The 14,281-nt window shown below is 61.4% G+C and carries 10 protein-coding genes and 1 pseudogene; 7 read left to right on the top strand and 4 right to left on the bottom strand.

Annotation, left to right across the window (positions count from 1 at the left end; genetic code table 11):
• Nucleotides 1-197: 197 nt before the first annotated feature.
• Both ACZYSM_RS03230 and ACZYSM_RS03235 read right to left on the bottom strand, forming a co-directional pair.
• Nucleotides 198-1,799 carry an ABC transporter substrate-binding protein gene (locus ACZYSM_RS03230; protein WP_489068785.1) on the bottom strand — a complete coding sequence of 534 codons (1,602 nt, stop codon included), beginning with the start codon at nucleotides 1,797-1,799 and terminating at the stop codon, nucleotides 198-200.
• Nucleotides 1,800-2,057: 258 nt separating this feature from the next.
• Complete coding sequence (locus ACZYSM_RS03235) at nucleotides 2,058-2,624, bottom strand: helix-turn-helix domain-containing protein (protein WP_489068787.1); 567 nt, start codon at nucleotides 2,622-2,624, stop codon at nucleotides 2,058-2,060.
• Nucleotides 2,625-2,784: 160 nt separating this feature from the next.
• Between ACZYSM_RS03235 and ACZYSM_RS03240 the strand changes: the two genes are divergently transcribed.
• Nucleotides 2,785-4,002: a M24 family metallopeptidase gene (locus tag ACZYSM_RS03240; protein WP_489068789.1), complete on the top strand. Its 1,218-nt coding sequence runs from the start codon at nucleotides 2,785-2,787 to the stop codon at nucleotides 4,000-4,002.
• Nucleotides 4,003-4,436: 434 nt separating this feature from the next.
• Here ACZYSM_RS03240 and ACZYSM_RS03245 read toward each other — a convergent pair whose 3' ends face one another.
• On the bottom strand, nucleotides 4,437-5,210 hold the full coding sequence (locus ACZYSM_RS03245) for a PAS domain-containing protein (protein ID WP_489068791.1): 774 nt from the start codon (nucleotides 5,208-5,210) through the stop codon (nucleotides 4,437-4,439).
• A gap of 398 nt (nucleotides 5,211-5,608) precedes the next feature.
• On the opposite strand from ACZYSM_RS03245, the gene ACZYSM_RS03250 reads away from it, so the two are divergent.
• From ACZYSM_RS03250 to ACZYSM_RS03275, 6 genes are all read left to right on the top strand, one after another.
• Nucleotides 5,609-7,240: an APC family permease gene (locus ACZYSM_RS03250; protein ID WP_489068793.1), complete on the top strand. Its 1,632-nt coding sequence runs from the start codon at nucleotides 5,609-5,611 to the stop codon at nucleotides 7,238-7,240.
• 53 nt (nucleotides 7,241-7,293) lie between these two features.
• Nucleotides 7,294-8,310, top strand: a complete 1,017-nt coding sequence (locus ACZYSM_RS03255; RefSeq protein ID WP_489068795.1) for an Ldh family oxidoreductase — start codon at nucleotides 7,294-7,296, stop codon at nucleotides 8,308-8,310.
• 62 nt (nucleotides 8,311-8,372) lie between these two features.
• Nucleotides 8,373-9,299, top strand: coding sequence for a 4-hydroxyproline epimerase (locus tag ACZYSM_RS03260; RefSeq protein ID WP_489068797.1), 927 nt, complete (start codon nucleotides 8,373-8,375; stop codon nucleotides 9,297-9,299).
• 77 nt (nucleotides 9,300-9,376) lie between these two features.
• Nucleotides 9,377-10,324 carry a dihydrodipicolinate synthase family protein gene (locus ACZYSM_RS03265; protein ID WP_368990479.1) on the top strand — a complete coding sequence of 316 codons (948 nt, stop codon included), beginning with the start codon at nucleotides 9,377-9,379 and terminating at the stop codon, nucleotides 10,322-10,324.
• A 118-nt stretch (nucleotides 10,325-10,442) separates the two neighbouring features.
• The gene (locus ACZYSM_RS03270) at nucleotides 10,443-12,020 is read left to right on the top strand and encodes an aldehyde dehydrogenase (NADP(+)) (RefSeq protein WP_489068799.1); all 1,578 of its coding nucleotides are present in this window, start codon (nucleotides 10,443-10,445) and stop codon (nucleotides 12,018-12,020) included.
• A 3-nt stretch (nucleotides 12,021-12,023) separates the two neighbouring features.
• Nucleotides 12,024-13,310, top strand: coding sequence for an NAD(P)/FAD-dependent oxidoreductase (locus tag ACZYSM_RS03275; RefSeq protein ID WP_489068801.1), 1,287 nt, complete (start codon nucleotides 12,024-12,026; stop codon nucleotides 13,308-13,310).
• A gap of 446 nt (nucleotides 13,311-13,756) precedes the next feature.
• Here the strand turns inward: ACZYSM_RS03275 and ACZYSM_RS03280 are convergent.
• Nucleotides 13,757-14,266: pseudogene (locus tag ACZYSM_RS03280) on the bottom strand (transposase domain-containing protein); the annotation flags it as partial.
• Between the last annotated feature and the right edge of the window lie 15 nt (nucleotides 14,267-14,281).

Here is a 14,281-nt window from a genome sequence, read left to right on the forward strand (position 1 = left end):
GTCACTCCTTATCTTTTTTATAATGTCGGTCAGCGTGCTGGCCGTTCTCAGCAGTTCAGGAAGCGTGGGTAAAGGCTGCGGCTCGACGTTTCCCGGTGTGGCGCTTTATTTTTTTCGTTGCGGCAGGTGAGAACGTCCTCGCTGGTCTGGCGCCAGCTCGAGGAAGGCGAAGGGGCCGCTTGGCCGGCCCCTGTCACTCACTGTTCGTTGGAGACGCCGTAGAAGCTGCTGAGTCCGAAGGGGCTGATATGGAAGTCCTTCACACTGGCGCGCATCGGCTGGTAGATAGTCGAGTGTGCGATCGGGGTCATTGGCGCCTGATCCTTCAAGCGGTGCTGTGCTTCTTTATACAGCTCGGTACGCTTGGCCACATCGGAGGTGGCCTTGGCCGCCTTGATCAGTTTGTCGAAGTCGGCATCGCACCACTTGGCGAAGTTGTTGCCGTTGACCGCGTCGCAGCTGTAGAGGGTGCCCAGCCAGTTGTCCGGGTCACCGTTGTCGCCAGTGAAGCCGATCAGCATGGCGTCGTGCTCGCCGGCGTGGGCGCGCTTGATGTACTCGCCCCATTCGTAGCTGACGATGTTGGCCTTGATGCCGATTTTGGCCCAGTCGGCCTGGAGCATTTCGGCCATCAGCTTGGCGTTGGGGTTGTAGGGGCGCTGTACCGGCATGGCCCAGAGGGTGATTTCTGTGCCTTCTTTCACGCCTGCAGCCTTCAGCAGCTCCTTGGCCTTCTCCGGGTTGTAGCTGGCGTCCTTGATGGTCTCGTCGTAGGACCACTGGGTCGGCGGCAGGCCGTTGACGGCCAACTGGCCGGCGCCCTGGTAAACGGCGTCGATGATGGCTTTCTTGTTTACCGCCATGTCTAGCGCCTGGCGTACTTCGAGCTTGTCGAACGGCTTGCGGGTGAAGTTGTAGGCGATGTAGCCAAGGTTGAAGCCTGGTTGACTAGGCATCTTGATGTTCTTGTCTTCCTGCAGCGGCTTGATATCGGCCGGGCGCGGGAAGGCGGTGATCTGGCATTCGTTCTTTTTCAGCTTTTGCATGCGCACCGAGGCGTCGGTGGTGATGGCGAAGATCAGATTGTCGATCTTCACGTCTTCAGGCTTCCAGTAATCCTTGTTGCCCTTGTAGCGAATCTGGGCGTCTTTCTGGTACTTGCTGAACACGAACGGGCCAGTGCCGATCGGCTTTTGGTTGATGTCCTGGGCCTTGCCTTCCTTGAGCAACTGGTCGGCGTATTCGGCCGACTGGATCGAGGCGAAGCTCATGGCCAGGTTCTGGATGAAGGCTGCGTTGACACCGTTGAGGGTGAACTTGACGGTATGGTCGTCGACTTTTTCGACCTTGGTGATGTTTTCGTTCATCCCCATGTCGGTGAAGTAGGGAAATTCGGTGGGGTAGGCCTTGCGGAACGGCATGTTCTTGTCGAGCATGCGGTTGAAGGTGAACAGCACGTCGTCGGCGTTGAAGTCGCGGGTCGGCTTGAAGTAGTCGGTGGTGTGGAACTTGACCCCGTCACGCAGGTGGAAGGTGTAGGTCAGGCCATCGGGAGAAAGGTCCCAGCTGGTTGCAAGGCCCGGGATGACCTTGGTGCCGCCACGTTCGAACTGCGAGAGCCGGTTGAATACGGTTTCGGCTGAGGCGTCGAAGTCGGTCCCCGTGGTGTATTGGCCTGGGTCGAAGCCAGCTGGGCTGCCTTCGGAGCAGAACACCAGGTTGCTGGCGGCGTGGGTGAAGCCGCAACCGAGGATCAGGCCGGCGGCGATCATGGTCTTGAGCGTTGTTTTTTTGCGCATGCGAACCTCATTGTTATTATTTTGAGGGCGGCAGATCAGGTAGTCCATTCCTGGGGGGATGCACCTGATCCTGCGGCTTTACGGGCCGTAGGCTGCCTGTCATTTGCGAACAGGGAGCCGAAGGCCGACGTCCTGGCTCGGGCGGTAGCGCTGAAGGGGGGGGATACTCGCGCCGCCACCGGCCGAGGGAAAACTTAAGTCATTCTAAAATCAATTTCAACTTAAATTCAGTGCTGCTTACTTTTTGGGTGCGCCCGGTCAGGCCGCGGGGTGATCGTCGAGTAGCCCCCCCATGGTGGTGACGACCAGCACTTCGGCAACATCGTCGCCAGCGTTGGCGATGGAATGCGGCTTGGTGGAGTCGAAATGCACCGAGCCCCCGGGGCCGAGCGGGTAGTTGTGGCCTTCGATGGCGTAGACGATTTGCCCGGAGAGCACATAGGTAAACTCTGCGCCTTCGTGGGAGATGAGCTCGGACTGGTAGCCCACCGCCATAGTCATCTTCATCGCATTGACCAGGTTGCCGGGGAAGTTGCTGGACAGGCGCTCATAGACCAGCGGCTGGCTGCCAATGGTATAGCGCACGCGCTGGCCCTGGTGGGAGTCGGGCTGGGGTTGGGCGGGCTGGTCGAACAGGGTGTTGAGCGGAATGCCTAAGGATTTTGCGATTCTCGCCAGCGAGGAGATGGACACGCCAGTGAGGTTACGCTCCGCTTGGGACAGGAAGCTAGCGGTGAGGCCTGATTCAGTGGCGACTTGGTTCAGGGTCTTGTTGGCGGCGCGGCGGTAGCGGCGCAGCCGTTCCCCGATCTGCTCTACGGTCATTGGCGTGGCTCGTGCTCTAAAAGGCGCCAGTATAGCGGGCGGCGCATTGCAGAAAAGGCTTTTTGCGTTACTGAAATTAAGTGACACTGAAAATATGCATTGACGATTATTTAAGTCATGCTTAAATTTCGAGCACTGCAACATAATTCGGGAGAACGAGATGACAGTAGGTGTAGGTGGCAAAACTCCGGAACAGGCTCTGGCCGGCCTGGCGAAGATGACCGCGGGCATGAAGCCCATCGGCCTCGACGAATACCAGTCACGCATTGCCAAGGCCCAGGGCCTGATGCTCGAGCAGGGCATCGCCGCCCTCTACCTGAACGCTGGCAGCAACCTGTGCTACTTCACCGGGGTGAAGTGGAGCCCGAGCGAACGCATGGTCGGCGCCGTGCTGCCCGCCAATGGCCCACTGGCCTATATCGCGCCGGCATTCGAAGAGGGCACCATTCGCGACTTCCGCGAGGTGGATGGGGTTATCCATGGTTGGCATGAGCACGAGAGTCCCTACCGCCTGCTGCTCGACATGCTCACTGGAATGGGCATCGCCGCCGACGCAGTCGTGGGTCTGTGCCCGTCCCTGGCGTTCTTCATGTTCGACGGAATCCGCCGCCTCGGATCGGGCTTGGAGTTCGTAGACGCTTCTTGCGTGACAAACCTGTGCCGCTATCACAAATCCGCTACAGAATTGGCGCTGATGCAGCGCGCCAAAGACATGACCATAGAAGTGCAAAAGGCTGCCGCCAGCATCCTGCGCGCAGGCATCAGTACCACCGAGGTTGCCGAATTCATCCGCGAGGCGCACCGCAAGGTGGGCGCGCCGGGTTCGACCTTCTGCATCGTGCTGTTCGGCGAGGCCAGCGCCTTCCCCCATGGGGTGAAGCACGCGCAGGTGCTCAAGGACGGCGACATGGTACTGATCGACACGGGCTGCCTGCTCCACGGCTACCAGTCGGATATCACTCGCAGTTACGTGTTCGGCACCCCGAGCGACCGCCAGCGCGCCATGTGGAACCTGGAAAAGACCGCCCAGCAGGCCGCCTTCGACGCCGCGCGCCTGGGCGAACCCTGCCTGGTGGTGGATGCCGCCGCGCGGCTTAGCCTGGAAGCCGCCGGTCTCGGCCCGGACTACCAGTTACCCGGCTTGCCGCACCGCACCGGACATGGCATCGGCCTGGACATTCACGAAGGGCCCTACCTGGTGCGTGGTGACCAGACGCCGCTGGCCGAGGGCATGTGCTTCTCCAATGAGCCGATGATTTGCGTGCCGGGCGAGTTCGGCATTCGCCTGGAGGATCATTTCTACATGACCGCCACTGGCCCGCGCTGGTTTACCCAGCCGAGCCATTCCGTAGACGACCCGTTCGGGTTGGAGGCCTGAGGGCAGGCTTGTGACCCGGCGCGGACAGCACCTTCGCGTAATTGTTCGCCCCCCACCGGCTAGCGGGTTCCCGGCTACCGCAGCGCCATCCTGCAGCTGCGTCAGGCCCTCCAGTTCAACACCAACCTGCGTCCGGTGCGCAACTGGCCCGGAATCTCACATCGGTCGGGGGGATTATCCTCCGCGAGAACAGCGAAGGCCTCTACAGCGGACGCGAGCACATGTAGCCCGAAGGTGTTGCCATCGTCGAATGGGTCATCCGCCGTGCCGCCTGCGAGGCCTTGGCCCGCCACGTGCTGGATGTGGCCAAAGCGCGCAAGGCCCGGCGTATCACCTTGGCTCGCCGCATTCCAGGCAATGATGGGGTCATGCCGAGATAAGGGGCGATTCACGCTATAGGAAAACTCCTCAAATATTGTCAAACACCTACAACCTCAATGCCCAGTAGCCTGCCGATACTGACGCGGAGTAAAACCGGTCAACCCCTTGAACTGCCGGGTGAACGCACTGTGGTCGGTATAGCCGCACTGCAGTGCAACCTCGGTGATGGGCATATCGGTATGCAGCAAACGATGGGCGTGCTCCAGGCGAACCTTCTGGATCATCTGCCGTGGCGTCAGGTGGAAGACTCGCTTGCAGTACCTCTCCAGTTGCGCCACTGAAATGCCGGCGATACGCGTCAGCTCGCCCAAGGTGACGCGGCGGTTGAAATGCGCGCGAATGTATTCGTCGACCGCGGCCAAGCGCTGGTATGCCGGGTGCGTGTCGCTGGCCGATTGCAGGTCAACCGAAATCCCCGCCAGGCCGATGATTTCGCCGTTGCGGTTATACAACGGCCGTTTATGGGTCAGGCACCAACCGGGCTCTCGACTGCCGTACAAATGCAGTTCCAGCTGGTCTTCCAGGACAAAACCCTGCTCCAGAACACGTCGATCCTGTTCGGTATAACCGGGGCCCAATTGCGCGGGGAATACCTCGGCGCTGGTTTTTCCGAGCAGCGGTTGCAACTGTTTCAACCCACAGCGCTGAACCAGGGTGCGATTGGCCATCACATAACGCGCCTGGATATCTTTGATAAAGATCGCGGCATTCGGAATCACATCCAGCATTGGCGATAGAACAGCCACACCTGCTAGCAATTCTTCGATGGTTTCAGGACGACCCTGGTCGCTCCCCTGCGCCAGGATCGCAAACGCGCTTAGCGTCATGAGTCTCACTCTCTCACGGGTCCGATAGGCGAAAGTCTACGCTTGAGCCCACTCGTCGGCAATTTCGAATTGTGCTGATTTCGTCATCGACGCCAGTGAAAAGCATCAATCTCATAATTGCTGATAAGTCCATTCTAGAGCCCTTGCGTGCCTCGTCAGAAAACTCTGACGGTTTGACTAGCAAGCGTCAGCCCGGGCCCAGGAAGGTGTCGGTAATTACACACCACGACCTATGGAAGTGAATGGCTCTTGGCGATCTGGACGCGCCAATTCCAAAAAACCGGATTTTTAACAAGTGCGCGGTTTGTGACCGCAACGTTATCTACGGCGATCCCGGCGATAGCGTTTTCAAATGACATCACTCCTGCCTATCCAATAACCCACAAGAAGGCGACGCCATGTCTGGCAAAGGCAAGTTTAAAAAACAACTTTCATTGATAGACCTTACGTTTATCGGACTGGGAGCTATCTTTGGCTCGGGCTGGTTGTTTGCAGCCAGCCACGTTTCCGCTATCGCGGGGCCGGCGGGCATCTTTTCCTGGCTGCTGGGCGGGTTTGCCGTGCTGCTGCTGGGCATTGTTTACTGTGAACTGGGCGCGGCGCTGCCACGGGCCGGTGGTGTGGTTCGCTACCCGGTGTACTCCCATGGCCCGTTGCTCGGCTACCTGATGGGCTTCATCACCCTGATCGCGTTCTCCAGCCTGGTGGCAATCGAAGTGGTTGCCTCTCGCCAGTATGCTGCCGCCTGGTTCCCCGGGCTGACCCAAGCCGGCTCCAACTCCCCTACGGTGATTGGCTGGCTGATGCAGTTCGGCCTGCTCTGCCTGTTCTTCATGCTCAACTATCGCAGTGTGAAGACCTTCGCCAAGGCCAATAACCTGGTCAGCGTATTCAAGTTCATCGTTCCGCTGTTGGTGATCGGTGTGCTATTCACCTTCTTCAAACCGGCAAACTTCCAGGTCCATGGCTTCGCTCCATTCGGCATGTCAGGCATCGAGATGGCAGTTTCCGCTGGCGGTGTGATCTTCGCTTTCCTGGGGCTTACCCCCATCATCTCGGTGGCCAGCGAAGTACAGAACCCACAACGCACCATTCCGATTGCACTGATCCTGTCTGTGCTGCTGTCCACCGTTATCTATGTGCTGTTGCAGACGGCCTTCCTCGGCGGCGTGCCCACCGAGATGCTGGTCAACGGTTGGGCGAGTGTCTCCAAGGAACTGGCGCTGCCTTATCGCGATATCGCCCTGGCCCTGGGCGTGGGTTGGCTGGCCTACCTGGTGGTCGCTGATGCGGTGATCTCGCCTAGTGGTTGCGGCAACATCTATATGAACGCTACACCGCGCGTGGTCTATGGCTGGGCGAAGACCGGCACCTTCTTCAAGGTCTTCACCCGCATCGACGAAAAGTCTGGCATCCCGCGCCCTGCGCTGTGGCTGACCTTCGCCCTGTCGGTGTTCTGGACCATGCCCTTCCCTTCCTGGGAAGCCCTGATCAACGTCGTATCCGCTGCGCTGGTGCTCAGCTACGCCGTGGCTCCGGTGTCCGTGGCCGCCCTGCGCCGCAACGCCCCCGATATGCCGCGCCCGTTCCGGGTCAAGTGGATGGCTGTACTGGGCCCGCTGTCGTTCGTCATCGCCGCGCTGATCGTCTACTGGTCGGGTTGGGACACCGTGTCCTGGCTGCTTGGCCTGCAGATCGTGATGTTCGTGGTGTACCTGCTGTGTGGTCGCTTTGTACCGACCGAGCACCTGAATCTGGGCCAGCAAGTTCGCTCTTCCTTGTGGTTGATCGGCTTCTATGCCGTGACCATCGTACTGTCCAAGCTCGGTAGTTTCGGTGGCATGGGCGTACTCACTCACCCCTTCGACACCCTGGTCGTGGCGGCCTGCGCAATGGGTATCTATTTCTGGGGCGCGGCGACCGGTGTACCGGCGCATCTGGTCCGTCTGGAAGACGAGGACGATGAACAGGTGGCCCATCAGGCACCTGCCCACACTCAGCGTCCCATTGGTGCACACGCCCGGGCTTAATCCCGAGATTCAGGTAACCAGCGCTTCACTGCTGGGCAAACGGAGAACAGAGCATGAGTAACCGCATCAATCTCAGTCTTGATCAAGTCTACGATCTGGCACTGCGCGCGTTGACTCACAACGGCATGGCCGAGGATCACGCCCAGGCGATTGCGGATGTCATCACCCAGGGGCAACGCGACGAATGCCACTCCCATGGCCTCTATCGCGTCCTGGGGTGCGTTCGCTCTCTGCGCTCGGGCAAGATCGCCCCGGCGGCACGGCCAACCTTGACCCAACCGGCACCATCGATCGTGAAGGTCGATGCCCATCAGGGCTATTCGCAACTGGCCTTCCAGACCGGCCTGCCGGTTCTGGTCGAACAAGCGCGAAAGCAAGGCGTTGCTGCACTGGTCATCCGTAACTGCTTTCATTTTTCGGCGCTCTGGCCCGAAGTCGAAGCCATTGCCAGGCACGGACTGGTGGGCATGGCAATGACCCCAAGCCATGCCTGGGTCGCGCCTGAAGGCGGCAGCAAAGGCGTGTTCGGCACCAACCCGCTGGCATTTGCCTGGCCCCGGCCAAACCGGGAAGAGCCCTTCGTGTTCGATTTCGCCACCAGTGCCATTGCCCGTGGCGATATCGAGTTGCATGCCCGCCAGCAACAGCCCATTCCCCTGGGCTGGGCCCTGGATGCCGAGGGCGCACCGACGACTGACGCTCACGCGGCGCTGGCAGGGGCCATGCAGACCTTCGGCGGCCACAAGGGCTCGGCGCTGGCCGCCATGATCGAACTGCTGGCAGGTGCCCTGATTGGTGACATGACCAGCGCCGAATCCCTGGCCTTCGATGACGGTGTCGGTGCGACGCCCTGCCATGGCGAACTGCTCCTGGCCTTCGATCCACAACGGTTTCTTGGCGATGACCTCGAACACAGCCAGCAACGCGCCGAGCAGTTGTTCGCCGCGATCACCGATCAAGGCGCCCGCCTGCCCTCGCAACGCCGCTTCGCGGCCAGGCAGCGCTCGAAACGTGATGGCGTCTGGCTGGACCGCAGCCTGGTGCAGGACATCGAAGGTTTGCTGGCTTAGCGGATTGCCGATCGCGCCATAACGAGATTCAAAGCCTTTTTGCGCTTCTAAAGGATAGGTTTATGAAACAAGTACATATCATTGATTCTCACACCGGCGGCGAACCTACTCGCCTGGTGATGAAAGGCTTTCCCCAGCTGGCCGGCAATACCATGGCCGAGAAGCGCGATGCCCTGCGCGACCAGCATGACCAATGGCGTCGTGCCTGCCTGCTGGAGCCCCGTGGCAACGATGTGCTGGTCGGCGCCCTGTACTGCGAGCCGGTCTCGCCGGATGCCACCTGTGGCGTGATTTTCTTCAACAATGCCGGCTACCTGGGCATGTGTGGTCACGGCACCATCGGCCTGGTTGCCTCGTTGCACCACCTGGGGCACATCAGCCCGGGTGTTCACAAGATCGATACGCCAGTGGGCCCGGTCAGCGCCACGCTGCATGAAGATGGCGCGGTGACCCTGCGCAACGTGCCCGCCTACCGCTACCGCCAACAGGTGCCGGTCGACGTCCCTGGCCACGGCCGCGTGTACGGCGATATCGCCTGGGGCGGCAACTGGTTCTTCCTGGTGTCCGACCACGGCAAGGTGTTGCAGCTCGACAACGTCGAAGCCCTGACCGAATTCACCTGGGCGATGCTCAAGGCCCTGGAGGCCCAAGGCATCCACGGCGAAGACGGCGCCCTGATCGACCATGTCGAGCTGTTTGCCGAGGACGACCAGGCCAACAGCCGCAACTTCGTCATGTGCCCGGGCAAGGCCTACGACCGTTCGCCCTGCGGCACCGGCACCTGCGCCAAGCTGGCGTGCCTGGCGGCCGATGAAAAACTGGCCGCTGGCGAGCGCTGGGTCCAGGCCAGCATCACCGGTAGCCAATTCGTCGGCAGCTACGAATGGGAAGGCGAGCGCATCCGCCCTTTCATTACTGGCCGCGCCTACATGACCGCCGACAGCACGCTGCTGATCGACGAACAAGATCCCTTCGCGTGGGGCATTTGAGCCACCACGTCGGATGCCGTCCAGACGGCCCCTTATAGCTTCAATAGACCCAAATAAATTTTCCAGGAGTTACAACAATGACCGATAACATTTTCACTGGCTGCATGCCTGCCCTGATGACCCCTTGCACCGCTGACCGCCAGCCTGACTTTGACGCGCTGGTTGCCAAGGGCCTGGAACTGATCGATATCGGCATGAGCGCCGTCGTGTACTGCGGCTCCATGGGCGACTGGCCTCTGCTGACCGAAGCCCAGCGCCAGGAAGGCGTGGCGCGCCTGGTGGCCGCAGGCATTCCGACCATCGTCGGTACCGGTGCCGTCAACAGCCGCGAAGCGGTTTCCCACGCAGCCCATGCAGCCAAAGTTGGCGCCCAGGGCCTGATGGTTATCCCGCGTGTGATGTCCCGTGGCGCCTCTGCCGCCGCGCAAAAAGCTCACTTCGCCGCGATCCTGGAGGCCGCCCCTGGTCTGCCGGCTGTAATCTACAACAGCCCTTACTACGGCTTCGCCACCCGCGCCGACCTGTTCTTCGAACTGCGCCGCGAATACCCGAACCTGATCGGCTTCAAGGAATTCGGCGGTGCTGCCGACATGCGCTACGCCGCCGAGAACATCACCTCCCAGGACGATGACGTCACCCTGATGGTCGGTGTCGATACCCAGGTGGTGCATGGCTTCGTCAACTGCAACGCCACTGGTGCCATCACCGGCATCGGCAACGCCCTGCCGCGCGAAGTGCTGCAACTGGTAGCCCTGAGCAAAAAGGCCGCCAAAGGCGACGCCAAGGCTCGCCGCCTGGCCCGTGAGCTGGAAGCTGCCCTGGCCGTCCTGTCGTCCTTCGACGAAGGCTGCGACCTGGTGCTGTACTACAAGCACCTGATGGTGCTCAACGGCGACAAGGAATACACCCTGCACTTCAACGAAACTGATGTGCTCAGCGATGCCCAGCGCAATTACGCCGAGAACCAGTACGCGTTGTTCCGCCAGTGGTACGCCAACTGGTCGGCAGAGCAGAACGTCGCCTGACGCTCCGCCCACCACCCGCCTGCACGGCGGCGCCTCGATGCGCGCCGCCCCTATTTACGCCCAACTGCGAAGTCCCCGAGCCTCGCAGCTGAGCTCCCCTACTTCTCCAGGAACCGCCATGACTCTGACAGGCCAAATGCTGATCGGCACCCAAGCCATAACCGGCAGCCGCGAAGCGATCCGAGCGATCAATCCCGCCACCGACCAACCGCTCGAACCGGCCTATCTTGGCGGTACCGCTGAGCATGTAGATCAGGCCTGCGCCTTGGCATGGGCAGCCTTGGACCGCTATCGCGAGACGCCATTGGCGGCACGCGCCGAATTCCTCGAAACCATCGCCGATGAAATCGAAGCCCTTGGCGATGAGCTGATCGACCGCGCCGTGGCCGAGTCCGGCCTGCCGCGCCCACGTATCCAGGGCGAACGAGGCCGCACCTGCCACCAACTGCGCACCTTTGCCCGCACCGTGCGTGCCGGCGAATGGCTGGATGTACGGGTCGACTCGGCGCTGCCGGAACGTCAACCCCTGCCGCGCTCGGACCTGCGCCAGCGTCAGGTGCCGCTGGGTCCGGTGGCCGTGTTCGGCGCCAGCAATTTCCCGTTGGCCTTCTCCGTCGCCGGCGGCGACACCGCCTCGGCACTGGCTGCCGGTTGCCCGGTAGTCGTCAAGGCCCACAGCGCTCACCCCGGCACCAGCGAACTGGTAGGCCGTGCAATAGGCCGCGCCGTGGAAAAATGCGGTCTGCCTGAAGGCGTGTTCTCGCTGTTGTTCGGCTCGGGCCGTGAAGTGGGTATCGCCCTGGTCAGCGACTCGCGTATCAAGGCCGTAGGCTTCACCGGCTCGCGCAGTGGTGGCATGGCCTTGTGCAAGGCGGCCCAGGCACGTCCCGAGCCGATCCCGGTGTATGCGGAAATGAGCTCGATCAACCCGGTACTGCTCTTCCCAGCGGCGCTGCAAGCCCGTGGCGAAGCACTGGCGCAAGGCTTCGTCGCTTCCCTGACCCAGGGTGCCGGCCAGTTCTGCACCAACCCAGGCCTGGTGATTGCCCGTCAAGGCCCGGCCCTGGATCGTTTCATCAGCGTGGCCACGGACTTCGTCCAGCGCAGCCCCGCGCAAACCATGCTCACCCCCGGCATCTTCAGCGCCTATGAGGCCGGTGTCGGCGCACTGGCCGAAAACGCCCACGCACAGGCGGCGGCCACAGGCCTGCGGGGCGAAACCCCGAACCAATGCCAGGCCCAGCTGTTCGTCACCCAGGCACAGGATTTCCTCGCCGACCCGGCCCTGCAAGCCGAAGTGTTCGGCGCAGCGTCGCTGATCGTGCAATGTGCCAATGACGACGAAATCCGCCAGGTCACCGAGCACCTGGAAGGCCAACTGACCATCACCCTGCACCTGGATGACGCCGACCTGGAAAGCGCCAGGGCGTTGTTGCCGATCCTGGAGCGCAAGGCCGGTCGCCTGCTGGTCAACGGTTGGCCAACCGGTGTGGAAGTGTGTGATGCCATGGTCCATGGCGGTCCTTTCCCGGCCACCTCCGACACGCGCACGACCTCGGTCGGCACCGCCGCCATCCTGCGTTTCCTGCGGCCGGTCTGCTACCAGGACTTCCCGGATACCTTGTTGCCTGCCGCGCTCAAGCACAGCAATCCGCTGCTGCTGCGCCGCCTGCTCGACGGCCAGAGAGAAGCCTAGGAAATGTCGAACGCCTTCAATTCCAGCAACCCGAACGACACCGCTGACATTGCCGTGGTCGGCGCCGGTATCATCGGCGTTGCCTGTGCCCTGCAGCTGGCACGCCAAGGCCAGCGCGTGGTGGTCATCGACCAGCAGGAGCCCGGCCACGGTGCCTCGTTCGGCAATGCCGGGCATTTGGCGACCGAGCAGGTGTTCCCCATCGCCGATATGTCGATCCTCAAGCGCTTGCCCGCCATGCTCATGGACCCGATGGGCCCACTGTGCCTGGACTGGAAATACCTGCCCCGCGCCATGCCCTGGTTCACGCGCTTGTTGTTGAACCTGCGGCCGGCGCCTTTCCAGCGCACCGTGGCCGGCATACGTGCGCTCAACGAAAGCAGCCTGGGTGCCTGGCACCGGCTGCTGGAGTCGATCGAACGCCCGAACCTGATGAAGGAAGACGGCTCGTTGCTGGTGTTCGAGCGCGCCGAGTCGCGCCAGGCGATCGAAGCGCTACAGGCTCGCATGCGTCAACAAGCAGTACCGGTCGATGTATGGCAGGCCAAGGCCATCCGCGACGTAACCCCGCAATTGAGTGAGCAGATCCAGGGCGGGTTGTTCTTTCCGAGCACGGGGCATTTTCTTGACCCCTACAAGGTCGTCTGCGAACTGGTCGAGGCCGCCAAGGCCTGCGGCGTGCGCTTCGTCAAGCAACGGGTCCAGGACGGATACCTGCATGAGAACGGCGTCTCGCTGCACACCGACCAGGGCAGTTTGACTGCCCGCCAGGTACTGATCGCCTGCGGCGCCCACTCAGCCAAGCTCACCGCAAAGCTGACTGGCAAGAAGGTCCCCCTGGATACCGAGCGCGGCTATCACCTGATGCTGCCTCATGAACACGAGCGGCTGCCTTTCGCGGTCACCTCGCTGGAACGCAAGTTCATCATGACTCCGATGGCCGATGGGCTGAGGTTGGCAGGCACCGTCGAGTTCGCCGGCCTGGAGCGCCCCCCGACCATGGAGCGCGCCTGGCAGTTGCACCGGCTGAGCAAAGGCCTGTTCAGCCGCGACTTGAGCGCTGAGGGTGCCACGCCCTGGATGGGCTTCCGCCCGTCCTTGCCGGACTCCCTGCCGATCATCGATCGGGTATGCAACGGCAAGGTACTGCTTGCCTTCGGCCACCAGCACCTGGGCCTGACACAGGCCGCAGTCACTGCCGAGCTGATCGCCCAGATGGCTTCACCTGCGACCGTTACCCCCTCTCATCCGTTGCCGGGGCTCGAGCCGTACAGGCTGGATCGTTTCTGAGGCAATCGTGGGAAATGGCGATCTGCGGGCCCCATCGCCGGCAAGCCGTGCTCCTACGAGAGCAACGATGCACAACAGGAGCTTCAGGCAAAAAAAACGGGCTGCCAGGTATCACCTGACAGCCCGCTGGCCTCAAACCTCAATCAGTTCGGGGCTTGGTAAACGGATTCGAGAGCTGTTCAGAGGCACGCTGGATGGTGTCAGCGTGTACCCCCTCCCGGGAATCCGCCAGAAATGCGCCAAGCCGCAAAGTAGCATCACTGCTTATAGATGCCTGAGCCATCCAGCTAACGGCCTCGACAGCTAACCAGTCTCTTGCTCTAATCTGAACTAAGGCACAGATACGGCCTACTCTGTCGCACACGACCTGACCATCGTCAATCGACACAGCCACGATAGAAAATCAGTTGACTCAACCGGTCATTCCGGACGCCAGTTCAACTCCCTAAAAAACCGGCCGTCGAAAACATTTGCAGGGGGCACCACTCATCCTGCGGATAACGTTCATATCCCCAGACATTCGCGCACTTCTGAAACAACCAGGCTACGGGTTGATCACCCAGGCGCTGCCTAGCTTGAGAAAGCCCGCTTTTGCGCCAAGAGAACTTCATAAGCCAAACCTTCGGCGCAAATATTCAATCGACGAGCGACCTCAACAATCGGCTCGCCTCTAAAGAACGCCATGCCACTACCAGCCAAAGCACCATGTCAGAAGGCGGGCGTCGGCGGCGGATCGTCGCTTTATCGGCAAGCGTGGCTACAACCTCGATCCATTCTTGAGGAATGTGGTCAGTTACCTGAATCAACGACGCCGGTAAAACCTGCTCGCGTGGCCCATACCATGTGAAACAGGCATGCTGGGTCACCGCCGTTCCTGGCCCGCAACCGGCACCCAGCAGCAGGCGGCTGGTGGCGAAGGTGACGAGCAGTTGCGCGCGGGTCCAGACCAGTGCCATCACCGTCAGAATCCA

The organism is Pseudomonas sp. F220, assembly GCF_057813935.1.

Bases quoted from the DNA above. Each gene is read 5' to 3' on its own strand.
- ACZYSM_RS03230 (WP_489068785.1), bottom strand. From the start codon at position 1,799: ATGCGCAAAAAAACAACGCTCAAGACCATGATCGCCGCCGGCCTGATC.
- ACZYSM_RS03245 (WP_489068791.1), bottom strand. From the start codon at position 5,210: ATGACGCTAAGCGCGTTTGCGATCCTGGCGCAGGGGAGCGACCAGGGT.
- ACZYSM_RS03235 (WP_489068787.1), bottom strand. From the start codon at position 2,624: ATGACCGTAGAGCAGATCGGGGAACGGCTGCGCCGCTACCGCCGCGCC.
- ACZYSM_RS03250 (WP_489068793.1), top strand. From the start codon at position 5,609: ATGTCTGGCAAAGGCAAGTTTAAAAAACAACTTTCATTGATAGACCTT.
- ACZYSM_RS03275 (WP_489068801.1), top strand. From the start codon at position 12,024: ATGTCGAACGCCTTCAATTCCAGCAACCCGAACGACACCGCTGACATT.
- ACZYSM_RS03270 (WP_489068799.1), top strand. From the start codon at position 10,443: ATGACTCTGACAGGCCAAATGCTGATCGGCACCCAAGCCATAACCGGC.
- ACZYSM_RS03265 (WP_368990479.1), top strand. From the start codon at position 9,377: ATGACCGATAACATTTTCACTGGCTGCATGCCTGCCCTGATGACCCCT.
- ACZYSM_RS03260 (WP_489068797.1), top strand. From the start codon at position 8,373: ATGAAACAAGTACATATCATTGATTCTCACACCGGCGGCGAACCTACT.
- ACZYSM_RS03240 (WP_489068789.1), top strand. From the start codon at position 2,785: ATGACAGTAGGTGTAGGTGGCAAAACTCCGGAACAGGCTCTGGCCGGC.
- ACZYSM_RS03255 (WP_489068795.1), top strand. From the start codon at position 7,294: ATGAGTAACCGCATCAATCTCAGTCTTGATCAAGTCTACGATCTGGCA.